Here is a 23,002-nt window from a genome sequence, read left to right as displayed (position 1 = left end):
CACCGCCCCGGCACGGTTCACACAGCAAGAACCGAAGCCGGACAGCACAACCGGTCGCCGAGCCAGACAGGCCGACGTCCGCTCCAGGGAAGGACCCTTCGTGAGCGACACCACCGATCTGATGGGCGCACGTGTCGAGGAGACCGCTGCCGCGCCCGCCACGGACGCCTCCGCGCCTGCCACCGGTGCCGGCTCCCGGCGGCGCCGTGGTACCGGCCTCGAGGGCATGGTGCTGGCCGAGCTGCAGCAGGTCGCATCCGGCCTCGGCATCAGGGGCACCGCGCGGATGCGCAAGAGCCAGCTGATCGAGGTCATCAAGGAGGCGCAGGCCGCCGGGGGAGCCCCCGCCAAGGCCGCGCCCGCCGCCGCGGACGCCGCCGGCGAGACCAAGCCGAAGCGCCGCAGCACCTCCCGGTCGCGTACGGGCGACGAGGCCCCCGCCGACAAGGCGGAGAAGGCCGGCAAGGCCGAGAAGAAGGCCGACAAGACGGCCGCCGACAAGGCCGCCCAGCAGCAGATCGACATCCCCGGTCAGCCGTCGCCCAAGGTCTCGGCCTCGGCCGAGCAGGCCGGCGCCCCCGCCGACGACGCCCCCTCCGAGCGCCGTCGCCGCCGGGCCACCGCCGACGCGGGCAGCCCGTCCGCGGCCACCGACGCCGTGGCCGTCGAGACCCGCGGCGAGCCCAAGGGCGAGTCGGCCCAGGGCCAGCAGCAGGGCCAGGGCGACGCCCGCACCGACGGCGAGGGCGGCGAGGGCCGCCGTCGCGACCGCCGGGAGCGCGGGGACCGCGAGCGCGGCGACCGCGACCGCGGCGACCGTGGACGCGACCGCGACCGCCGGGGCAAGGGCGACGACCAGCAGAACCAGGGCGGTCAGCGCCAGCAGCAGGGCGGGGGCCGTCAGGACCGCCAGCAGCAGCGGGCCGACGAGGACGGGGACGACTTCGAGGGCGGCCGCCGTGGCCGTCGCGGGCGCTACCGCGACCGCCGTGGCCGCCGCGGGCGCGACGAGATCCAGCAGGAGCCGCAGATCAACGAGGACGACGTCCTCATCCCGGTCGCCGGCATCCTCGACATCCTCGACAACTACGCGTTCATCCGGACCTCCGGCTACCTGCCCGGTCCCAACGACGTGTACGTCTCCCTCGCCCAGGTCCGCAAGAACGGCCTGCGCAAGGGCGACCACATCACCGGTGCCGTGCGCCAGCCCAAGGAGGGCGAGCGCCGCGAGAAGTTCAACGCGCTGGTGCGCCTGGACTCGGTCAACGGCATGGCGCCCGAACACGGCCGCGGGCGGCCGGAGTTCAACAAGCTGACGCCGCTGTACCCGCAGGACCGCCTGCGCCTGGAGACGGACCCCGGGGTCCTCACCACCCGCATCATCGACCTCGTCGCGCCCATCGGTAAGGGCCAGCGCGGTCTGATCGTGGCCCCGCCGAAGACCGGCAAGACCATGATCATGCAGGCGATCGCCAACGCGATCACGCACAACAACCCCGAGTGCCACCTGATGGTCGTCCTGGTCGACGAGCGTCCGGAAGAGGTCACCGACATGCAGCGGTCGGTCAAGGGCGAGGTCATCTCCTCGACCTTCGACCGCCCGGCCGAGGATCACACCACGGTCGCCGAGCTGGCCATCGAGCGCGCCAAGCGCCTGGTGGAGCTGGGTCACGACGTCGTCGTGCTGCTCGACTCGATCACCCGTCTGGGCCGCGCGTACAACCTCGCCGCCCCGGCCTCCGGCCGCATCCTGTCCGGTGGTGTCGACTCGACCGCCCTGTACCCGCCGAAGCGCTTCTTCGGTGCGGCCCGCAACATCGAGGACGGCGGCTCGCTGACCATCCTCGCCACCGCCCTGGTGGACACCGGGTCCCGCATGGACGAGGTCATCTTCGAGGAGTTCAAGGGCACCGGCAACGCCGAGCTCAAGCTCGACCGGAAGCTCGCCGACAAGCGCATCTTCCCGGCGGTGGACGTCGACGCGTCCGGCACCCGCAAGGAGGAGATCCTGCTCGGCAGCGACGAGCTGGCCATCACCTGGAAGCTGCGCCGCGTGCTGCACGCCCTCGACCAGCAGCAGGCGATCGAGCTGCTCCTCGACAAGATGAAGCAGACCAAGTCGAACGCCGAGTTCCTGATGCAGATCCAGAAGACGACGCCCACCCCGGGCAACGGCGACTAGGTTCACCGCAGGACGTCTCGAGGCGCGGTCCGAAGTCCCGCTCCGTCACACAGGTGACGGAGCGGGACTTCTGGCTTGTAAGATCAGCGCACTGCAGTGGGGGGGAACGTATTTTCGGATACGCCCACGGGGCGATCTGTGCTGCCTTCACGGGCCCGCGCCCCCGGGCCCTTTCTCTCCTGCGAGCATTCACCGCGACAGGAGACCTGAGTGACCTCAACCTCTCGAAGAGCCCGCCTGGCTCTTCCCGCGGCCACCGCCGCACTCGCCCTGTCGGGCGCGGTCCTCGCGGCCGCCCCCGCCCAGGCGTCCGGTACGACGCCCCTCCCGCCCCAGCGGGCCGCCACCGAGCGGCCCGCCGCCTCCCAGGCGGAGCTGCTGGAGCGCGTGCAGGGGTCCGGGGCGACGCTCCGGGACGCCGCCGCCGCCCCCGGCCGGCCGAAGCCCGCCCAGGGCACCGAGGCCCCGTCCGGCACCGTCGACCCGAAGATCATCGGCGGCACGAACGCGACCCTCGCCGAGGCCCCGTGGATGGTGCAGCTGCACTACTACGACCCGACCACGGACGAGGGCTACTTCTGCGGCGGCACCCTGGTCGCCCCGGCGAAGGTCCTGACCGCCGCGCACTGCGTGTACGGCCTGGACTGGGCCCAGAACGGGGCGGTCGTCGCCGGCACGGCCCAGCTGCCCGGCGACGACGGCGACCTGCACGGCGGCCGGGTCACCGGCGTGTACCGCCAGTGGGTCAACCCCACCTACCGCCCGAGCACGACGTCCGGCGGCGACCTCGCGGTGCTGACGCTGAACGAGGCACTGCCGTACAAGACGCTCCGCACGACGTTGAGCGGCGACACCGCCTCCTACGCCAACGGCACACCGGCGACGGTCTACGGCTGGGGGCGCACCAGCTCCACCAGCGAGGCCATCTCGCCGACGCTGCGCAAGGCGACCGTGCCCATGCGGTCGGACGCGACCTGCACCTCGTACTGGGGCTCCGACTTCGTGGCCGGTCAGATGGCCTGCGCCGGGAACCCGGCCTCCGGCCAGGACGCCGGCACGGTCTCCCCGTGCAACGGGGACTCCGGCGGCCCGCTGGTGGTCAACGGCCGGGTCGCCGGCGTCGTGTCCTGGGGCGTCAAGGACTGCGTCGCCTCGGGCGCCTACGGCGTGTACGCCAAGACCCGCACCTACGTCGGCGACATCAACGCCCGCGTCGACGACAGCGACCTCGACTTCGACGGTCTCGCGGACCTCTTCGTGCGCACGCCCGGCGGAGAGGCCTACGAGTACTCCTCGTTCGGCGACCGGGCGCCCTACCTGGGCGACCGCATCGGGCTGGGCGACTGGGGCGGGGTGAACCTGGTGCGCCAGGCGGACCTGAACCGCGACTCCTGGCAGGACTACCTGTACCGCACCACGGACGGCGTGCTGTACAACTTCGCGTTCAACGGTTCCGACGGCTACGAGGACATCCGCGTCGGCGGCGGCTGGAACGCGATGAAGGACCTCCGTGTGCCGGGCGACCTGTCCGGCGACGCCCTGCCCGACCTGGTCGCCAAGGACAAGGACGGCGTCCTGTGGCTCTACCCCGGCAAGGGCGACGGCACCTTCGGCACCCGCGCGCGGATCGGCGGCGGCTGGGGCGCGTACACGATCACCGGCACGGGTGACTACAACCGCGACGGCAGGGCCGACCTGCTGGCGCGGGACGGCTCGGGCGTCCTGTGGCAGTACCCGGGCACCGGCAAGGCCTCCCCGGCGCTCGGCACCCGCGTCCGGGTCGGCGGCGGCTGGTCCGCGTACAACGCCCTCGCCACCGCCGGCGACATCACCGGCGACGGCAGGCCCGACCTGCTGGCCAGGGACACCTCCGGCGTGCTCTGGCTGTACAAGGGCACCGGCGGCACGGGCGCGGCGACGTTCAAGGCCCGCGTCAAGGTCGGCGGCGGCTGGGGAGCGTTCAACCTCTTCGGCTGAGCCCACCCGGACCGCCTGCCCATCAGGGGCCGCCTCCTCTTCCGGAGGCGGCCCTTCGCGTTGCGATCTTCACCACACGCAGGGTTCCCGCGCCCGGCCCCGGGCACCCGGACGCGCTCCGGCGGCTTCCCAGGTCAGCGGAGCGGGACCCCGTCCGCCGAGCACGCTGCGTGACCGTTTCCCCACCCGGCCGCCACAGACCGTTGTGCAACCCTGTCCCGAGTTCCGCCGTCTCCACAACGGAGGGACGATGGTGAGGTACCGGCGGAAACCCGTCGGAACCGACCGACCCGACCCTGAGCGCAGGGGGTAACCGACCGGACGAACACCCGAGGAGCACATGTCCGCCGAGAGCACGCCCGAGCATCCGATACCCGGCCCCGGGGACCCCCACGGTCCCGCACCCCGCCGCCGGGGCAAGGGCCGCCGCCGCAGGCCGCGCGCCGGACGGCGCAAGGCACTGCTCGTCGCGGCCTGGAGCGCCGCGGGCATCGTGGTCCTGGGCGGCACCGGCGCGGGCGTCCTGTACTTCAAGCTCAACGGCAACCTGACCAGCGTCGACATCGACCAGGTCCTCGGCGCCGACCGCCCCGAGAAGGCCGACGACGGCTCCGAGAACATCCTGGTCCTCGGCTCGGACACCCGCTCCGGCGGCAACGGCGAACTCGGCGGCGGCACCGACGACGGCACCGCCCGCTCCGACACGGCGATGATCGTGCACGTCCACAAGGGCCACAAGAAGGCCAGCGTGGTCTCCGTACCGCGCGACACCCTCATCGACCGCCCCGCCTGCACCGGCACCGACGGCACCGAGCACCCCGCCGCCCACGAGGTGATGTTCAACTCCGCCTACGCCGCCGGCGGCGCCCCCTGCGCCGTGAAGACCGTCGAGTCGGTCAGCGGCCTGCGCATGGACCACTACCTCGAGGTCGACTTCAGCGGCTTCCAGAAGCTCATCGACGACCTCGGCGGCGTCGACGTCACCACCACCGAGGCCATCAGGGACCCCGACAGCCACCTCGACCTGGCCGCCGGCACCCACACCCTCGACGGCGAGCAGGCCCTCGGCCTGGTCCGCACCCGGCACGCCGTCGGCGACGGCTCCGACCTCGGCCGCATCCAGCTCCAGCAGGCCTTCGTCAAGGCCCTGGTCGCCCAGGTCAAGGACATCGGCCTGCTCGGCAACCCCAAGAAGCTGTACGACGTCGCCGACACCGCCACCAAGACCGTCACCACCGACTCCGACCTGGGCTCGGTGAACTCCCTGATGTCCTTCGCGAGCGGACTGAAGGGCATCGACGCCTCGAACATGAACATGGTCACGATGCCGGTCCGGTACGACCCCGCGGACGCCAACCGCGTCCTGGTCGCCGAGGACCAGGCCCGCCAGGTGTGGGACGCCCTGAAGAACGACCGCCCGATCCCGAGGGACGCCACCGAGGGGACGGCCACCGGCGGGGCGGAGGACGTCGTGAGCGCCTCCTGACCGCCCCCCGGCCGTGGGGGGAATAGACGGCCCCCGCCCCCGGTTTTGGGGGATGGCCCCAGTCCTGGCAGACTGGTACGTCGGCTCCGGTTCACGCTCCCGCATCCCGCGGCGGCGACCCGGCGCCCTCCCGAACCTAGGAGACACCTTGAAGCGCGACATCCACCCCGAGTACGTCGAGACGCAGGTCAGCTGCACCTGTGGCGCGTCGTTCACCACCCGCAGCACCATCGACTCCGGCACCATCCGCGCCGAGGTCTGCTCCGAGTGCCACCCGTTCTACACGGGCAAGCAGAAGATCCTCGACACCGGTGGCCGTGTGGCCCGCTTCGAGGCCCGCTTCGGCAAGGCTGCCGCCGGCTCCAAGAAGTAGCGAGCCCCCAATCGCCGGTCCACGGCCGCGCCCCCAGCCGGGGGAGCGCCGGGACCGGCGTTTTTGGTCGCCCGCCTTCCCCTTCCCAAGCAGTAGCAGGAGCCCCAGATGTTCGAGGCCGTCGAGGAACTCGTCGTTGAGCACGCCGACCTGGAGAAGAAGCTCGCCGACCCGTCGGTCCACTCCGACCAGACCAACGCGCGCAAGCTGAACAAGCGGTACGCCGAGCTGACCCCGATCGTCGCCACGTTCCGCTCCTGGAAGCAGACCGGCGACGACATGGAGACCGCGCGCGAGTTCGCCGCCGACGACCCCGACTTCGCCGCCGAGGTCAAGGAGCTGGACAAGCAGCGCGAGCAGCTCACCGAGAAGCTCCGCCTCCTGCTCGTCCCGCGCGACCCCAGCGACGACAAGGACGTCATCCTGGAGATCAAGGCGGGCGCGGGCGGCGACGAGTCGGCCCTCTTCGCCGGCGACCTGCTGCGCATGTACCTGCGGTACGCCGAGCGGGTCGGCTGGAAGACCGAGATCATCGACGCCACCGAGTCCGAGCTGGGCGGCTACAAGGACGTCCAGGTCGCCGTGAAGACCAAGGGCGGCCAGGGCGCCACCGAGCCCGGCCAGGGCGTCTGGGCCCGGCTGAAGTACGAGGGCGGCGTGCACCGCGTGCAGCGCGTGCCGGCCACCGAGTCCCAGGGCCGTATCCACACCTCCGCGGCCGGCGTGCTGGTCACGCCCGAGGCCGAGGAGATCGACGTCGAGATCAACCCCAACGACCTGCGCATCGACGTCTACCGGTCCTCCGGCCCCGGCGGCCAGTCCGTCAACACCACCGACTCCGCCGTGCGCATCACGCACATCCCGACCGGAGTCGTCGCCTCCTGCCAGAACGAGAAGAGCCAGCTGCAGAACAAGGAGCAGGCGATGCGTATCCTGCGCTCCAGGCTGCTCGCGGCGGCGCAGGAGGAGGCGGAGAAGGAGGCCGCGGACGCCCGGCGCAGCCAGGTCCGCACCGTCGACCGCTCCGAGAAGATCCGCACCTACAACTTCCCGGAGAACCGCATCTCCGACCACCGCGTCGGCTTCAAGGCGTACAACCTGGACCAGGTCCTGGACGGCGACCTCGACTCGGTGATCCAGGCCTGCGTCGACGCGGACTCGGCGGCCAAGCTCGCCGCCGCGTAGACGCCCCCGCACCACCCGCACCGGACCCCAGCTCAGCCCCGGAGGACCAGCGTGAACCTGCTGCTCATGGAGGTGGCCCAGGCCACCCGGCGGCTGGCCGACGCCGGCGTGCCCTCGCCGCGCACCGACGCGGAGGAACTCGCCGCGTACCTGCACGGCGTCAAGCGGGGCGAGCTGCACACCGTGCCGGACGCGGAGTTCGACGCCCGGTACTGGGAGGTCGTCGCCCGCCGCGAGGCGCGCGAGCCGCTCCAGCACATCACCGGCCGCGCCTACTTCCGCTACCTGGAACTGCAGGTCGGCCCCGGTGTCTTCGTGCCCCGCCCCGAGACCGAGTCGGTCGTCGGGTGGGCCATAGACGCCGTGCGCGCCATGGACGTCGTCGAGCCCTGCATCGTCGACCTGTGCACCGGCTCGGGCGCCATCGCGCTCGCCCTCGCCCAGGAGGTGCCGCGCTCCCGTGTGCACGCCGTGGAGCTGTCCGAGGACGCCCTGGTGTGGACGCGCAAGAACATGGAGGGGTCCAGGGTCGAGCTGCGCCAGGGCGACGCGCTGACCGCCTTCCCGGACCTCGACGGCCAGGTCGACCTCGTCGTCTCCAACCCGCCGTACATCCCGCTCACCGAGTGGGAGTACGTCGCCCCCGAGGCCCGCGACCACGATCCGCAGATGGCGCTGTTCTCCGGCGAGGACGGCCTCGACCTGATCCGCGGCCTGGAGCGCACCGCCCACCGCCTGCTCCGCCCCGGCGGCGTCGTCGTCGTCGAGCACGCCGACACCCAGGGCGGCCAGGTGCCGTGGATCTTCACCGAGGAGCGGGGCTGGGCCGACGCGGCCGACCACCCCGACCTCAACAAACGCCCCCGCTTCGCGACCGCCCGCAAGGCGCTCCCGTGAGCACCGCCCCGACTTCGACCCCGCAGTACGTGTACGAGGAGGCCCGCTAAATGGCACGGCGATACGACACCAACGACGCGACCGACCGTGTGACCGGTCTGCGCGAGGCCGCCTCCGCCGTCCGCCGGGGCGAGCTCGTGGTGCTGCCGACGGACACCGTGTACGGCATCGGCGCCGACGCCTTCACCGGGGAGGCCGTCGCCGACCTGCTGGACGCCAAGGGCCGGGGCCGCAACATGCCCACGCCCGTCCTCATCGGCTCGCCGAACACCCTGCACGGCCTGGTCACCGACTTCTCCGAGCTGGCCTGGGAGCTGGTCGACGCCTTCTGGCCGGGCGCGCTCACCCTGGTCGCCAAGCACCAGCCGTCCCTCCAGTGGGACCTCGGCGACACCCGCGGCACGGTCGCCGTGCGCATGCCGCTGCACCCCGTCGCCATCGAGCTGCTCACCGAGGTCGGCCCGATGGCCGTCTCCTCCGCCAACCTCACCGGCCACCCGGCGCCCGAGGACTGCGACGCCGCCCAGCAGATGCTCGGCGACTCCGTCTCCGTCTACCTCGACGGCGGCCCCACCCCCGGCAACGTCCCGTCGTCCATCGTCGACGTCACCCGCGAGGTGCCCGTGCTGCTGCGCGCGGGCGCCTTGTCGGCCGAGGAACTGCGCAAGGTGGTACCCGACCTCGAGGTGGCGAATTGACGGCCCCTGGGACGGGGCGTGGCATAGGCAGCGCAGAACGCGCCGCGGAGATCACGACGACGTTCGTCGGGCTTCCGCGCGACAGCTTCCGCATCCTCCACGTCAGCACCGGAAACGTCTGCCGCTCACCCATCACCGAGCGGCTGACCCGGCATTTCGTGACGGAGCGGCTCGGCGTGCTCGGCGGCGGCCTGATCGTGGAGAGCGCCGGCACCTGGGGCCACGAGGGCGCCCCCATGGAGGCGAACGCGGAGACCGTCCTCGCGGACTTCGGCGCGGACGCGGCCGGCTTCACCGGGCGCGAGCTGCTCGACGAGCACGTGATCCGCGCGGACCTCGTGCTGACCGCGACGCGGGACCACCGCGCCCAGGTCATCTCCATGGGGCACTCGGCGGGGCTGCGCACCTTCACCCTCAAGGAGTTCACCCGCCTGGTGAACGCCATCGACCCGGCCACGCTGCCCTCCCTGGACGAGGGCGTGGTCACGCGCGCACGGGCCCTGGTCCGGGCCGCGGCGGCGCTGCGCGGCTGGCTGCTGGCACCGACGGCGGAGGCCGACGAGGTCTACGACCCGTACGGGGCGCCGCTGCCCTTCTTCCGGTCGATCGGCGACGAGATACACCAGGCCCTCGATCCCGTGGTGACGGCGCTGACGGGGGTCGCGGCGCGGACGTGACGGGCGCCGCCGAGGACGGCCGCCCCGGCGGGAACCGCCTGGATGCGCGGCACCTCGGGCGGCTTCGGCGCCCCGGGCCTACATTGGTCGTACGTCACCGTCGACGCACGCCCGGAGCGCACCATGTCGGTCACCCACGACGTCCTCGAGGCCGATGACAGCGGGCTCGGTGTCCTGCTGCGCCAGGACCACGAGCTGGCCGAGATCCTGCTCGCCGAGGGGCGCCGCCAGTCGACGACCCTCCAGCTGATCGCCGCGGAGAACTTCACGTCCCCCGCCGTGCTGGCCGCGCTCGGCTCCCCGCTGGCCAACAAGTACGCCGAGGGCTACCCCGGCGCCCGGCACCACGGCGGCTGCGAGATCGCCGACGCCGCCGAGCGGCTCGCCGTGGACCGCGCCCGGGCCCTCTTCGGCGCCGAGCACGCCAACGTGCAGTCCCACTCCGGCTCCTCCGCCGTGCTGGCCGCCTACGCCGCGCTGCTGCGCCCCGGCGACACGGTCCTCGCCCTCGGCCTGCCCTACGGCGGTCACCTCACGCACGGCTCGCCCGGCAACTTCTCCGGCCGCTGGTTCGACTTCGTCGGCTACGGCGTGGACGCGGAGACCGGGCTGATCGACCACGACCAGGTGCGCGCCCTGGCCCGCACGCACCGCCCCAAGGCGATCGTGTGCGGTTCCATCGCCTACCCCCGCCACCTCGACTACGCCGCCTTCCGCGAGGTCGCCGACGAGGTGGGCGCCTACCTCATCGCGGACGCCGCCCACCCCATCGGGCTGGTCGCGGGGGGAGCGGCGCCCAGTCCGGTGCCGTACGCCGACATCGTGTGCGCGACCACGCACAAGGTGCTGCGCGGTCCGCGCGGCGGCATGATCCTCTGCGGGAGCGACCTGGCGGAGCGGGTCGACCGGGCCGTGTTCCCGTTCACCCAGGGCGGCGCGCAGATGCACACCATCGCCGCCAAGGCCGTCGCGTTCGGCGAGGCGGCGACCCCGGCCTTCGCCGCGTACGCCCATCAGGTGATCGCCAACGCCCGCGTCCTGGCCGCGCAGCTGGCCGCCGAGGGCCTGGCCGTCACCACCGGCGGCACCGACACCCACCTGCTGACCGTCGACCCGGCGCCGCTCGGGGTCGACGGCAGGACCGCGCGGGGACGGCTCGCGGCCGCCGGCATCGTCCTGGACTGCTGCGCGCTGCCGCACGCCGACGCCCGCGGGCTGCGCCTGGGCACGGCGGCCCTGACCACGCAGGGCATGGGGGAGCGGGAGATGCGGGCGGTCGCCACCCTGCTCGCCGAGGTGCTGCGGGGCGGCACGGACGCGGTCACGGCGCGGGACGACGTACGGCATCTGGTCGCGGAATTCCCTCCGTACCCGGAGTGAGGCAGGGTAGGGGCACGCGTGTGCACAGCCACACGTGCAACCATCGTCGCTACCCGGAAGTCCTCAACCGTATGCGCTCATCGCTAGGGTGTGGGGCTGGGAATGGCCAGCGAGACCTGTGGGGAAGCCCGTGCGTGAATACCTGCTGACGCTCTGCGTCACGGCCGCGGTGACGTATCTGCTGACAGGGCCGGTACGGAAGTTCGCGATCGTGGCGGGGGCGATGCCGGAGATCCGGGCACGTGACGTGCACCGGGAGCCCACTCCGCGCCTCGGCGGGATCGCGATGTTCTTCGGGTTGTGCGCGGGCCTGCTGGTCGCAGACCACCTCACCAACCTCAGCGAGGTCTTCGAGAACTCCAACGAGCCGCGCGCCCTGCTCTCCGGCGCGGCGCTGATCTGGCTGATCGGCGTCCTGGACGACAAGTTCGAGATCGACGCCCTGATCAAGCTGGGCGGGCAGATGATCGCTGCCGGCGTGATGGTGGTGCAGGGTCTGACGATCCTGTGGATCCCCGTCCCCGGCGTCGGCAACGTGGCACTGACCCAGTGGCAGGGCACCCTGCTGACGGTGGCGCTGGTCGTCATCACCATCAACGCGGTCAACTTCGTCGACGGCCTGGACGGCCTGGCGGCGGGCACGGTGTGCATCGCGGCGGCGGCGTTCTTCATGTACGCCTACCGGATCTGGTACTCGTACGGCATCGAGGCGGCCGCCCCGGCGACGCTGTTCGCGGCCATCCTCATGGGCATGTGCCTGGGCTTCCTGCCGCACAACATGCACCCCGCCCGGATCTTCATGGGTGACTCCGGCTCGATGCTGATCGGCCTCGTGCTGGCGGCGGGCGCGATCTCGGTGACGGGACAGGTCGACCCGGACGCCATGCGGCTGTTCTCCGGCTCCGAGCGCAACACCGTGCACCAGATGGTGCCGGTCTACATCCCGCTGCTGATGCCGCTGACCATCATCGCCATCCCGGCCGCCGACCTGATCCTGGCGATCGTGCGGCGCACCTGGCGGGGGCAGTCGCCGTTCGCCGCGGACCGGGGGCACCTGCACCACCGGCTGCTGGAGATCGGGCACTCGCACAGCCGCGCGGTGCTGATCATGTACTTCTTCTCGGCGCTCATCGCCTTCGGCGCCCTGGCCTTCTCGGTGAACGCGGCTTCCATGTGGATCGTGCTGGGCGTCGTCTTCCTGAGCGCGATCGGCCTGGTCCTGCTCCTGCTGCCGCGCTTCACGCCGCGCGCCCCGCGCTGGGCCGAGCACTTCGTGCCGCCCCGCTACCGCCGCCGCGGGGCCGCCGTCGAGGAGGCGCCCGCCGTGGCCGTGGAGGAGGACGAGGACGAACGCGTGCCGGTCGTCGCCGGAGTCTCGGGCGTCAACGGGGCGACCGCCGTCGGCCCCCGTTCGCGCGCAAGGTAAGAATCTGACGAGAGCATTGCCAACGCGTGGGGGAACGAAGTACCCCATTACCAGACAAGTGGACGCAGTGACTGCACAGACGCGCACTGTCACTCTCATGTGTGACAGCAAGCACACCCACAGGTAAAGACCTCATCAAATAGTTTGTGATACGGTTCACGAGAACCCCCGGGTAGAGCCTAAGGACCGTAGTGCGACGGTCTCTTGGCCGTCAGGACCTCGTTCGGCCCGGGACTACGCTCGTCCATGACGACACCCTGCCCCCTGTGAAAAAGCGGAGTTGCCGCCATGCCGTCCAATGACGTCCGGACCTTGCTTCAGGCTGCCGTGCCCACGGCTGCCGTCGGCGCAGTAGCCGCCGTCGTCAGCGCCGTGGTCGCCGGCGGCAAGGGAGCGGTCGGAGCCGTCGTCGCGACCGTGGTGGCGATGCTGTTCATGGGAATCGGTCTCTACGTCCTTCAGCGCACCGCCAAATCGCTTCCGCACCTTTTCCAGGCGATGGGCCTGATGCTCTACGCGGCACAGATCCTGCTGCTGTTCGTCTTCCTGGCCGCGTTCAAGAACACGACGCTGTTCCACCCCCGGTCCTTCGCGATCACCCTGGTCGTCGTCACGCTCGCGTGGATCGCCGCGCAGACGCGGGCGCACATGAAGGCCAAGATTCTCTACGTCGAGCCCGAGTCTTCGAGCGAAAAGCCCGAAAAGACGGGCCGCTCGTCGTGAGGGGTAGGGCCGGGATAAAGAGGCATGTGAAGTCCTGCTATCGTCCGGTGCCAACTGCGGCATCGCGGGCGCGGGCATCCACGCTGACGCCTGCTCATTCGCGAGGCGAGATGCCCCACAGCCGCCCCCACACCCGTAACACCAGTCCCGTGCCGAACAGCGGTCACGCGCCGCGCCGACACAACGAGGTTGCCGTACCCATGCGCCACGATGAAGGAGCCCGCGGTGAGTGCTGACCCGACGCAGGTGCTCGCCTTCGAGACCGACTGCCACCTGTTCGACGGGTGTGGCTTCCCGGCTCCCGGCCTGCACTCGTTCCTCTTCGAGCCGCTCTGGGGCAACGCAGACGGCAACGGCCTTTACTTCAACAAGCCGATGCTGCTCGCCCTGCTCGGCTCCATCATCATCGTGGGCTTCTTCTGGGCCGCCTTCAGCAAGCCGAAGGTCGTCCCGGGCAAGCTCCAGATGGTCGCCGAAGCCGGTTACGACTTCATCCGCCGCGGCGTCGTCTACGAGACCATCGGCAAGAAGGAAGGCGAGAAGTACGTCCCGCTGGTCGTCTCGCTCTTCTTCTTCATCTGGATGATGAACCTCTGGTCGATCATCCCGGTCGCCCAGTTCCCGGTGACGTCGATCATCGCCTACCCCGCAGGTATGGCCGCGATCGTCTACATCCTGTGGGTCTCGCTCACCTTCAAGCGTCACGGCTTCGTCGGCTTCTTCAAGAACGTGACGGGCTACGACAAGTCGCTCGGCCCGGTGCTCCCGCTGGCCATGACGATCGAGTTCTTCTCGAACCTGATCGTCCGCCCGTTCACGCACGCCGTCCGACTCTTCGCGAACATGTTCGCGGGGCACACGCTGCTTCTGCTGTTCACGATCGCCACCTGGTACATGCTCAACGGCATCGGCATCGCCTACGCCGGCGTCTCGTTCGTGATGGTCATCGTCATGACGGCCTTCGAACTCTTCATCCAGGCGGTTCAGGCCTACGTGTTCGTCCTGCTGACCTGCACGTTCATCCAGGGCGCGCTCGCCGAGCACCACTGAGCTCCCCGCCCCTCGAACACCCCCAGTCGTCCGGTGGCCAACCCCCACCGGTCCGTAAAGAGAAGGAAGAACAAGCATGTCCAACCTTGCTGCTGTCACCGGTGACCTCGGTTCCGTCGGTTACGGTCTCGCGGCCATCGGCCCGGGCGTCGGCGTTGGCATCATCTTCGGTAACGGCACCCAGGCCCTCGCCCGTCAGCCCGAGGCTGCCGGCCTCATCCGCGCCAACCAGATCCTGGGCTTCGCCTTCTGTGAGGCGCTCGCCCTGATCGGTCTCGTCATGCCGTTCGTCTACTAAGACGAACCTGACGACCGTCCCTTTCGACGAAAGGCACTGATGTGACATCCGCCCTGGTTTTCCTGGCGGCTGAGGGGGAGAAGGAAAATCCCCTCATTCCGCCGTGGCCGGAAGTTGTCATCGGCCTCATCGCTTTCGTCATCGTCTTCGGCTTCCTCGCCAAGAAGCTGCTCCCGAACATCAACAAGGTTCTGGAAGAGCGTCGCGAGGCCATCGAAGGCGGTATCGAGAAGGCCGAGGCCGCGCAGACCGAGGCCCAGAGCGTCCTTGAGCAGTACAAGGCCCAGCTCGCCGAGGCCCGGCACGAGGCCGCGCGCCTGCGCCAGGAGGCGCAGGAGCAGGGCGCCACGCTCATCGCCGAGATGCGCGCGGAAGGCCAGCGGCAGCGTGAGGAAATCATCGCCGCCGGTCACGCCCAGATCCAGGCCGACCGCAAGGCCGCCGCGTCCGCGCTGCGCCAGGACGTCGGACAGCTGGCCACTCAGCTGGCCGGCAAGCTCGTCGGTGAGTCCCTCGAGGACCACGCCCGGCAGAGCCGTGTCATCGACCGCTTCCTGGACGAGCTGGACGACAAGGCGACGAAGGCCGAGGCCACGCGATGAACGGAGCGAGCCGCGAGGCCCTTGCCGCCGCACGTGAGCGTCTCGACGCGCTGACGGACTCCACGTCCGTGGACGCCGGCTCGCTCGCCGACGAGCTGGCCGCCGTCACCGCGCTGCTCCACCGCGAGGTATCGCTGCGTCGGGTCCTCACCGACCCGGCGCAGGGCGGCGAGGCCAAGGCCGAGCTCGCCCAGCGACTCCTCGGCAACCAGGTCAGCGGCCCCGCCGTCGACCTGGTGTCCGGAATGGTGCGTTCCCGCTGGTCGCAGTCGCGCGACCTGGTGGACGCGCTGGAGGAGCTGGCGAACACCGCCGACCTCACCGCGGCCCAGAAGCGGGGCCGGCTCGACAGCGTCGAGGACGAGCTGTTCCGGTTCGGCCGGATCGTCTCCTCGAACACCGAGCTGCGCGCCGCGCTGACCAACCGCTCGGCCACCACCGCGGCCAAGGGCGAGCTGCTGCGCAGCCTGCTCGGCGCCCGGGCGGAGGCGACGACCGAGCGTCTGGTGACGCGCCTTGTCACCGCGCCGCGGGGACGTAGCCTGGAGACGGGACTCGAGTCCCTGTCCAAGCTCGCCGCGGACCGGCGGGACCGGATGGTCGCCGTCGTCACCTCGGCGGTGCCGCTGAGCGACACGCAGAAGCTGCGCCTCGGCGCGGCCCTCGCGAAGATCTACGGCCGCCCGATGCACCTCAACCTGGACGTGGACCCCGAGGTCCTCGGCGGGATCCGGGTGCAGGTCGGTGACGAGGTCATCAACGGCTCCATCGCGGACCGTCTGGAGGACGCCGGCCGCCGCATGGCGAGCTGACGACCCCGCGCGACAACAGCACGACAAGCAGTAGCAGTACGTACTTACGACGGCCCTGGTTGGGCCGTGCAGAGGATTCACCTCTCATTGGGGGGAGTCCCGACTCGTGGAATACCCCCCCAAGTGAAACTTCGGGCCCAACAAGGAGAGCAGGGAACTCAGATGGCGGAGCTCACGATCCGGCCGGAGGAGATCCGGGACGCACTGGAGAACTTCGTCCAGTCGTACAAGCCGGACGCGGCCTCGCGCGAGGAGGTCGGTACGGTCACCGTCGCCGGCGACGGCGTCGCGAAGGTCGAGGGTCTTCCCTCGGCCATGGCCAACGAACTGCTGAAGTTCGAGGACGGCACCCTCGGCCTCGCCCTCAACCTGGAGGAGCGCGAGATCGGTTGCGTCGTCCTCGGTGAGTTCAGCGGTATCGAGGAGGGTCAGCCGGTCACCCGTACCGGCGAGGTCCTGTCGGTCGCCGTGGGCGAGGGCTACCTCGGCCGCGTCGTCGACCCCCTCGGCGCCCCGATCGACGGCCTCGGCGAGATCGAGACCGAGGGCCGCCGCGCCCTCGAGCTGCAGGCCCCCACGGTCATGCAGCGCAAGTCGGTGCACGAGCCGATGGAGACGGGCTACAAGGCCGTCGACGCCATGACCCCGATCGGCCGTGGTCAGCGTCAGCTGATCATCGGCGACCGCCAGACCGGCAAGACCGCCCTGGCCGTCGACACGATCATCAACCAGCGCGACAACTGGCGCACCGGCGACCCGAAGAAGCAGGTCCGCTGCATCTACGTCGCCATCGGCCAGAAGGGCTCCACCATCGCGTCGGTCCGCCGCGCGCTGGAGGAGAACGGCGCGCTGGAGTACACGACCATCGTGGCCGCCCCGGCGTCCGACCCGGCCGGCTTCAAGTACCTGGCGCCGTACACCGGCTCGGCCATCGGCCAGCAGTGGATGTACGAGGGCAAGCACGTCCTGATCATCTTCGACGACCTGTCGAAGCAGGCCGACGCCTACCGCGCCGTGTCCCTGCTGCTGCGCCGCCCGCCGGGCCGCGAGGCCTACCCGGGTGACGTCTTCTACCTGCACTCCCGTCTGCTGGAGCGCTGCGCGAAGCTCTCCGACGCCGAGGGCGCCGGCTCGATGACGGGTCTGCCGATCGTCGAGACCAAGGCCAACGACGTGTCGGCGTTCATCCCGACCAACGTCATCTCCATCACCGACGGCCAGTGCTTCCTGGAGTCCGACCTGTTCAACGCCGGTCAGCGCCCGGCCCTGAACGTCGGTATCTCGGTCTCCCGCGTCGGTGGCTCCGCCCAGCACAAGGCCATGAAGCAGGTCTCCGGCCGTCTGCGCGTGGACCTCGCCCAGTTCCGTGAGCTGGAGGCGTTCGCCGCCTTCGGTTCCGACCTGGACGCCGCGTCGAAGGCGCAGCTGGAGCGCGGTCAGCGCATGGTCGAGCTGCTGAAGCAGGACCAGTACCAGCCGATGGCCACCGAGGACCAGGTCGTCTCCGTCTGGGCCGGCACCACCGGCAAGATGGACGAGGTGCCGGTCGCCGACATCCGCCGCTTCGAGAAGGAGCTCCTGGAGTACCTGCACCGCAAGGAGCAGGGCCTCATGACCTCCATCCGTGAGGGCGGCAAGATGTCCGACGACACCCTGCAGGCCGTCGCCGAGGCCATCGTGGCGTTCAAGAAGCAGTTCGAGACATCGGACGGCAAGCTGCTCGGCGAGGACGCCCCGTCCGCCGCCAAGTGACGTAAGGAAGGGACCTGACTCATGGGAGCCCAGCTCCGGGTCTACAAGCGTCGCATCCGATCCGTCACCGCGACCAAGAAGATCACCAAGGCGATGGAGATGATCGCCGCCTCGCGCGTCGTCAAGGCGCAGCGCAAGGTGGCGGCCTCCACGCCGTACGCGCAGGAACTGACCCGCGCGGTCACGGCGGTCGGTACCGGGTCGAACACGAAGCACCCGCTGACCACGGAGGCGGACAACCCGACCCGTGCCGCGGTTCTGCTCCTCACGAGCGACCGCGGCCTGGCCGGCGCCTTCAACTCCAACGCCATCAAGGCGGCGGAGCAGCTGACCGAGCGCCTCGAGCGCGAGGGCAAGCAGGTCGAGACGTTCATCGTCGGCCGTCGCGGTCTGGCCCACTACAACTTCCGTGAGCGCAAGGTCGCGGAGTCGTTCACGGGCTTCACCGACGAGCCCTCGTACGCGGACGCCAAGCAGATCGCGGCGCCGCTGATCGAGGCCATCGAGAAGGACACGGCGGAGGGCGGCGTGGACGAGCTCCACATCGTCTACACCGAGTTCGTCTCGATGATGACGCAGACGGCGGTCGACTCGCGGCTGCTTCCGCTGCGCCTCGAAGAGGTCGCTCAGGAGTCCGCGGCGAAGGACGAGATCCTTCCGCTGTTCGACTTCGAGCCGTCGGCGGAGGACGTCCTCGACGCCCTCCTGCCCCGCTACGTGGAGAGCCGCGTGTACAACGCGCTGCTCCAGTCGGCCGCCTCGAAGCACGCCGCCACGCGGCGCGCGATGAAGTCGGCCACCGACAACGCGGGCGAGCTGATCAACACGCTCTCCCGTCTTGCCAACGCGGCCCGCCAGGCCGAAATCACCCAGGAAATCAGCGAGATCGTCGGTGGCGCCAGCGCCCTGGCCGACGCGACCGCGGGGAGTGACAACTAATGACCACCACTGTTGAGCCGACCGCTGCGGCGGGCGTGGCCACCGGCCGCGTCGCGCGGGTCATCGGCCCGGTCGTCGACGTGGAGTTCCCCGTCGACGCGATGCCGGAGATCTACAACGCCCTCCACGTCGAGGTCGCCGACCCGGCGAAGGCCGGCGAGCTGAAGACGCTGACCCTGGAGGTCGCCCAGCACCTGGGTGACGGCCTGGTCCGCACCATCTCCATGCAGCCCACCGACGGCCTGGTCCGCCAGGCCCCGGTGACCGACACGGGCTCGGCCATCTCGGTGCCCGTCGGCGACTTCACCAAGGGCAAGGTGTTCAACACCCTCGGCGAGGTGCTGAACGTCGACGAGTCCTACACCGGTGAGCGCTGGCCGATCCACCGCAAGGCCCCGGGCTTCGACGAGCTCGAGTCCAAGACCGAGATGTTCGAGACCGGCGTCAAGGTCATCGACCTGCTGACCCCGTACGTCAAGGGCGGCAAGATCGGTCTGTTCGGTGGTGCCGGCGTCGGCAAGACGGTGCTCATCCAGGAGATGATCTACCGCGTCGCCAACAACCACGACGGTGTCTCCGTGTTCGCCGGTGTCGGCGAGCGCACCCGTGAGGGCAACGACCTCATCGACGAGATGAGCGAGTCCGGCGTCATCGACAAGACCGCGCTGGTCTTCGGTCAGATGGACGAGCCGCCGGGCACCCGTCTGCGCGTCGCGCTGGCCGGCCTGACCATGGCCGAGTACTTCCGTGACGTCCAGAAGCAGGACGTGCTGTTCTTCATCGACAACATCTTCCGCTTCACGCAGGCCGGTTCCGAGGTCTCGACCCTGCTCGGCCGCATGCCCTCCGCGGTGGGTTACCAGCCGAACCTGGCCGACGAGATGGGCCTCCTCCAGGAGCGCATCACCTCGACCCGCGGTCACTCGATCACCTCGATGCAGGCGATCTACGTCCCCGCGGACGACCTGACCGACCCGGCCCCGGCCACCACCTTCGCCCACCTCGACGCGACGACGGTGCTCTCCCGTCCGATCTCCGAGAAGGGCATCTACCCGGCCGTGGACCCGCTGGACTCCGTGTCCCGCATCCTCGACCCGCGGTACATCGCGGCGGACCACTACCAGGCCGCGATGCGCGTGAAGAGCATCCTGCAGAAGTACAAGGACCTGCAGGACATCATCGCGATCCTCGGTATCGACGAGCTGGGCGAAGAGGACAAGCTCGTCGTCCACCGTGCCCGTCGCGTGGAGCGCTTCCTGTCCCAGAACACCCACGTCGCCAAGCAGTTCACCGGCGTGGACGGTTCGGACGTGCCGCTGGACGAGTCGATCGCCGCGTTCAACTCGATCTGCGACGGTGAGTACGACCACTTCCCGGAGCAGGCCTTCTTCATGTGCGGTGGTATCGAGGACCTGAAGAAGAACGCGAAGGAGCTCGGCGTCTCCTGAGCCTCGTGCTCGACGTGGGCCCCACGGCCCACACCGGAGGGGGCGGGCACGTCCCGCCCCCTCCGTCACGCCCCTTAGACTTGTAACCAACACCCGGCTCTCCCGCCGGGTGGTGACCCGAGGAGCCACCTTGGCTGCTGAGCTGCACGTCGCGTTGGTCGCGGCCGACCGAGAGGTCTGGTCCGGCGAGGCCACCCTGGTCGTCGCGCGCACCACGTCCGGCGACATCGGCGTCATGCCCGGTCACCAGCCGCTGCTCGGTGTGCTGGAGTCGGGCCCGGTGACCATCCGTACGAGTGACGGTGGGACGGTCGTCGCCGCGGTGCACGGCGGTTTCATCTCGTTCGCGGACGACAAGCTGTCGCTGCTGGCCGAGATCGCCGAGCTGTCGGACGAGATCGACGTTCAGCGCGCGGAGCGGGAGCTCGAGCGTGCGAAGGCGGAGGGCGACGCCCACGCCGAGCGTCGCGCGGACGTCCGACTGCGCGCGGCGGCGGGACGCTGATCCACAGCACTGTGCGATAGCGTCGTGCTATGACGTCACTCAGCCGCGGCTGGGACCGGAGCGATCCGGACCCGGCCGCGGCTGAGGCAGATCCGGGTGTTTTTTCCGTTCCGTTACCTAGGAGACGAGGAGGTCGGTGTCGATGGTCCTCGCTCTGACCGTGTGCGGAATTGTCGTCGCCCTGGTGGTGATCGGCCTCTTCGTCTTCGGTCTGCGCAGGCGGCTGATCCAGCGGTCGGGCGGCACCTTCGACTGCTCCCTGCGCTGGGACGCCCCCGAGGAGGGCGACGCCGGCGGCAAGGGCTGGTCCTACGGAGTGGCCCGCTACAACGGCGACCGGGTCGAGTGGTACCGCGTCTTCTCGTACTCCCCGCGCCCGCGCCGCGTCCTGGAGCGCTCCGCGATCGAGGTGGCCGGCCGCCGGGTACCGGACGGCGAGGAGGAGCTGGCGCTGCTCTCCGACGCGGTCGTGCTCGCCTGCGTCCACCGGGAGACACGGCTCGAACTGGCGATGAGCGAGGACGCGCTGACCGGGTTCCTCGCGTGGCTGGAGGCGGCCCCGCCCGGACAGCGGGTCAACGTGGCGTAGCCGCGTCCACCCGTGCCCGTGAGAACGCCCCCGGACGTGAGTCCGGGGGCGTCGGCATTGCTCAGCTGTCCTACTGGAGACCGCTGTTGATGGCGCTCACCAGCTCGCCGTTCGCGGTGTCACCGCTGAACTCCCAGAAGAAGGCGCCGCCCAGGCCCTGGTTCTTGGCCCAGGTCATCTTGCCCGCGATGGTCGACGGGGTGTCGTACGACCACCACTGGTTGCCGCAGTGCGCGTACGCCGTTCCGGCGACCGTGCCGGTGACGGGGCAGGCGTTCTTCAGGACCTTGTAGTCCTCGATGCCGGCCTCGTAGGTGCCGGGTGCCGCGCCGGTCGCCGTGCCGCCGGGGGCGGACTGGGTGACGCCGGTCCAGCCGCGGCCGTAGAAGCCGATGCCGAGCAGGAGCTTGGCGGCCGGCACGCCCTTGGCCTTGAGCTTGGCGATCGCGTCCGCGGAGTTGAAGCCCGCGGTCGGGATGCCGGAGTACGAGGTCAGCGGGGAGTGCGGGGCGGTCGGGCCGGTGTTGGCCCAGGCGCCGAAGTAGTCGTACGTCATCACGTTGTACCAGTCGAGGTACTGGGAGGCGCCGCCGTAGTCGGCCGCGTCGATCTTGCCGCCGGCGGAGCCGTCCGCGGTGATGGCGGCGGTGACCAGGTAGTTCGAGCCGAACTCGTTGCGCAGCGCCTGGGAGAGGGTCTTGAAGGCCGCGGGACCGGAGGTGTCGCAGGTCAGGCCGCAGGCGTTCGGGTACTCCCAGTCGATGTCGATGCCGTCGAAGACGTCGGCCCAGCGCGGGTCCTCCACCACGGCCTTGCAGGACTTGGCGAACGCCGCCGCGTTCTGCGCGGCCTGGCCGAAGCCGCCGGAGTAGGTCCAGCCGCCGAAGGAGTACAGCACCTTGATGTGCGGGTACTTGGCCTTCAGCTGGCGCAGCTGGTTGAAGTTGCCGCGCAGCGGCTGGTCCCAGGTGTCGGCGGTGCCGCTGACGGACTGGTCGGCGGTGTAGGCCTTCTCGTACGCGGCGAAGGTGTCGTCGACGGTGCACTGACCGTTCTTGACGTTGCCGAACGCGTAGTTGATGTGGGTGATCTTGGAGGCGGAGCCCGAGGTCACCAGGTTCTTGACGTGGTAGTTGCGCCCGTAGACGCCCCACTCGGTGAAGTAGCCGAGGTTGACCTTGCCGCTCGGGCCGGGTTCGCCCCCGCCGCCGCCGGTGGTGCGGACCTTGACGGCGCCGCTGGCCGGGCCGGTCTGGTCGGCGGTGTCGCGGGCCTGGACGGTGTACGAGTAGTCGGTGCCCTTCGTCAGGCCGGTGTTGGTGTAGGTGGTGCCGGTGACCGTGGCGACCTTGGCGCCGTCGCGCAGGACGTCGTAGTTCTTGACGCCCTTGTCGTCGGTCGCCGCCGACCAGGACAGCTTCACCGAGGTGTCGGTGACGTCCGAGGCGGTGGGCGTGCCGGGGGCGGAGGGGGCGGCGTCGCCGGGAGTGGACCCGCCGTCGCAGCTGCCGCCGTTGAGCTTGCAGTTGGAGGGGGAGCCCGGGCCGCTGCCGTTGAAGCCGAAGGAGACCGAGGCGCCGGGGGCGAGCGTCCCGTTCCAGCCGACGTTCTTGGCGGTCCAGTGGTCACCGGAGTTGGTGACCGTGGCGTCCCAGGCGGAGGTGACCTTGGTACCGGAGGGGAAGTCCCACTCGACGGTCCAGGAGTTGAGGGTGGTGGTGCCGGTGTTCTTCACCGTCCAGTTGCCGCCGAAGCCCGTGCCCCAGTCCGAGGTCTTGGCGAAGGTGGCCGTCGCGCTCGTCGCGGCCTGGGCCGGACTCGCGAGGCCCACCAGACCGGCCAGCGGGAGCGACAGGGTCGCGAGCAGTGCCGCGGCTCTGTGTCTGAAGCGCATGCTGCGCCTCCTTATGTGGGGTTGTCGGCGCGGGCCGACTGAGCCATCGGCCCGCAGTGCCGCGAGAATAGAAAGGTCTGGACCTTAGGTCAATAGGTCTGGACCAGTG

The 23,002-nt window shown here is 70.3% G+C and carries 21 protein-coding genes; 20 read left to right on the top strand and 1 reads right to left on the bottom strand.

Going from position 1 to position 23,002, the window contains the following annotated elements:
• The first annotated feature begins 100 nt into the window (after positions 1 to 100).
• The 20 genes from rho to AC07FV_RS17270 all read left to right on the top strand — a co-directional run bounded on the left by rho (position 101) and on the right by AC07FV_RS17270 (position 20,999).
• Entirely contained in the window at positions 101 to 2,182 is a 2,082-nt protein-coding gene (gene rho / locus AC07FV_RS17365; RefSeq protein ID WP_479088140.1) for a transcription termination factor Rho, read from the top strand.
• Between the two features lie 210 nt (positions 2,183 to 2,392).
• Entirely contained in the window at positions 2,393 to 4,159 is a 1,767-nt protein-coding gene (locus tag AC07FV_RS17360; protein ID WP_479088138.1) for a trypsin-like serine protease, read from the top strand.
• Positions 4,160 to 4,499: 340 nt separating this feature from the next.
• Positions 4,500 to 5,645: an LCP family protein gene (locus AC07FV_RS17355; protein ID WP_479088136.1), complete on the top strand. Its 1,146-nt coding sequence runs from the start codon at positions 4,500 to 4,502 to the stop codon at positions 5,643 to 5,645.
• Positions 5,646 to 5,793: 148 nt separating this feature from the next.
• The gene (gene rpmE / locus AC07FV_RS17350) at positions 5,794 to 6,018 is read left to right on the top strand and encodes a 50S ribosomal protein L31 (RefSeq protein WP_018571447.1); all 225 of its coding nucleotides are present in this window, start codon (positions 5,794 to 5,796) and stop codon (positions 6,016 to 6,018) included.
• A 108-nt stretch (positions 6,019 to 6,126) separates the two neighbouring features.
• A complete protein-coding gene (prfA, locus tag AC07FV_RS17345) occupies positions 6,127 to 7,203 on the top strand; it encodes a peptide chain release factor 1 (RefSeq protein ID WP_479088134.1) in 1,077 nt (358 codons plus the stop codon).
• Positions 7,204 to 7,254: 51 nt separating this feature from the next.
• Entirely contained in the window at positions 7,255 to 8,100 is an 846-nt protein-coding gene (gene prmC, locus AC07FV_RS17340) for a peptide chain release factor N(5)-glutamine methyltransferase (protein ID WP_479088132.1), read from the top strand.
• A 50-nt stretch (positions 8,101 to 8,150) separates the two neighbouring features.
• Positions 8,151 to 8,798, top strand: a complete 648-nt coding sequence (locus AC07FV_RS17335) for an L-threonylcarbamoyladenylate synthase (RefSeq protein WP_053137111.1) — start codon at positions 8,151 to 8,153, stop codon at positions 8,796 to 8,798.
• Positions 8,795 to 9,475: an arsenate reductase/protein-tyrosine-phosphatase family protein gene (locus AC07FV_RS17330; RefSeq protein ID WP_053137114.1), complete on the top strand. Its 681-nt coding sequence runs from the start codon at positions 8,795 to 8,797 to the stop codon at positions 9,473 to 9,475. The genes AC07FV_RS17335 and AC07FV_RS17330 overlap by 4 nt, the downstream gene beginning before the upstream one ends.
• 123 nt (positions 9,476 to 9,598) lie before the next feature.
• The gene (locus tag AC07FV_RS17325) at positions 9,599 to 10,855 is read left to right on the top strand and encodes a serine hydroxymethyltransferase (RefSeq protein ID WP_479088602.1); all 1,257 of its coding nucleotides are present in this window, start codon (positions 9,599 to 9,601) and stop codon (positions 10,853 to 10,855) included.
• 130 nt (positions 10,856 to 10,985) lie between these two features.
• Entirely contained in the window at positions 10,986 to 12,281 is a 1,296-nt protein-coding gene (locus tag AC07FV_RS17320) for an MraY family glycosyltransferase (RefSeq protein WP_479088130.1), read from the top strand.
• 288 nt (positions 12,282 to 12,569) lie between these two features.
• Positions 12,570 to 13,004 carry a Cg1360 family ATP-synthase-associated protein gene (locus AC07FV_RS17315; RefSeq protein WP_383646510.1) on the top strand — a complete coding sequence of 145 codons (435 nt, stop codon included), beginning with the start codon at positions 12,570 to 12,572 and terminating at the stop codon, positions 13,002 to 13,004.
• Between the two features lie 210 nt (positions 13,005 to 13,214).
• On the top strand, positions 13,215 to 14,054 hold the full coding sequence (atpB, locus tag AC07FV_RS17310) for a F0F1 ATP synthase subunit A (protein ID WP_383646513.1): 840 nt from the start codon (positions 13,215 to 13,217) through the stop codon (positions 14,052 to 14,054).
• 76 nt (positions 14,055 to 14,130) lie between these two features.
• Positions 14,131 to 14,352, top strand: coding sequence for an ATP synthase F0 subunit C (gene atpE / locus AC07FV_RS17305; RefSeq protein ID WP_004925497.1), 222 nt, complete (start codon positions 14,131 to 14,133; stop codon positions 14,350 to 14,352).
• A 41-nt stretch (positions 14,353 to 14,393) separates the two neighbouring features.
• A complete protein-coding gene (locus AC07FV_RS17300) occupies positions 14,394 to 14,954 on the top strand; it encodes a F0F1 ATP synthase subunit B (protein ID WP_383646517.1) in 561 nt (186 codons plus the stop codon).
• The gene (locus AC07FV_RS17295; RefSeq protein WP_479088128.1) at positions 14,951 to 15,766 is read left to right on the top strand and encodes a F0F1 ATP synthase subunit delta; all 816 of its coding nucleotides are present in this window, start codon (positions 14,951 to 14,953) and stop codon (positions 15,764 to 15,766) included. The genes AC07FV_RS17300 and AC07FV_RS17295 overlap by 4 nt, the downstream gene beginning before the upstream one ends.
• 162 nt (positions 15,767 to 15,928) lie before the next feature.
• Complete coding sequence (gene atpA / locus AC07FV_RS17290; protein WP_383646523.1) at positions 15,929 to 17,518, top strand: F0F1 ATP synthase subunit alpha; 1,590 nt, start codon at positions 15,929 to 15,931, stop codon at positions 17,516 to 17,518.
• Between the two features lie 21 nt (positions 17,519 to 17,539).
• Positions 17,540 to 18,457 (top strand): F0F1 ATP synthase subunit gamma, encoded by a 918-nt coding sequence (locus AC07FV_RS17285; RefSeq protein WP_383646525.1) that lies wholly within the window; start codon positions 17,540 to 17,542, stop codon positions 18,455 to 18,457.
• Positions 18,457 to 19,905: a F0F1 ATP synthase subunit beta gene (gene atpD, locus AC07FV_RS17280; RefSeq protein WP_383646528.1), complete on the top strand. Its 1,449-nt coding sequence runs from the start codon at positions 18,457 to 18,459 to the stop codon at positions 19,903 to 19,905. Before AC07FV_RS17285 ends, atpD begins: the two co-directional genes overlap by 1 nt.
• Positions 19,906 to 20,035: 130 nt before the next feature.
• Complete coding sequence (locus tag AC07FV_RS17275) at positions 20,036 to 20,410, top strand: F0F1 ATP synthase subunit epsilon (protein ID WP_271320396.1); 375 nt, start codon at positions 20,036 to 20,038, stop codon at positions 20,408 to 20,410.
• Between the two features lie 142 nt (positions 20,411 to 20,552).
• Positions 20,553 to 20,999, top strand: a complete 447-nt coding sequence (locus AC07FV_RS17270; protein ID WP_383646530.1) for a DUF2550 domain-containing protein — start codon at positions 20,553 to 20,555, stop codon at positions 20,997 to 20,999.
• 70 nt (positions 21,000 to 21,069) lie between these two features.
• On the opposite strand, the gene AC07FV_RS17265 is transcribed toward AC07FV_RS17270, so the two are convergent.
• Entirely contained in the window at positions 21,070 to 22,893 is a 1,824-nt protein-coding gene (locus AC07FV_RS17265; RefSeq protein ID WP_479088125.1) for a glycosyl hydrolase family 18 protein, read from the bottom strand.
• Positions 22,894 to 23,002: the final 109 nt, after the last annotated feature.

The sequence above is a fragment of the Streptomyces sp. NPDC045956 genome, from assembly GCF_056430705.1.
This window is presented reverse-complemented; position numbering and strand designations above follow the sequence as displayed.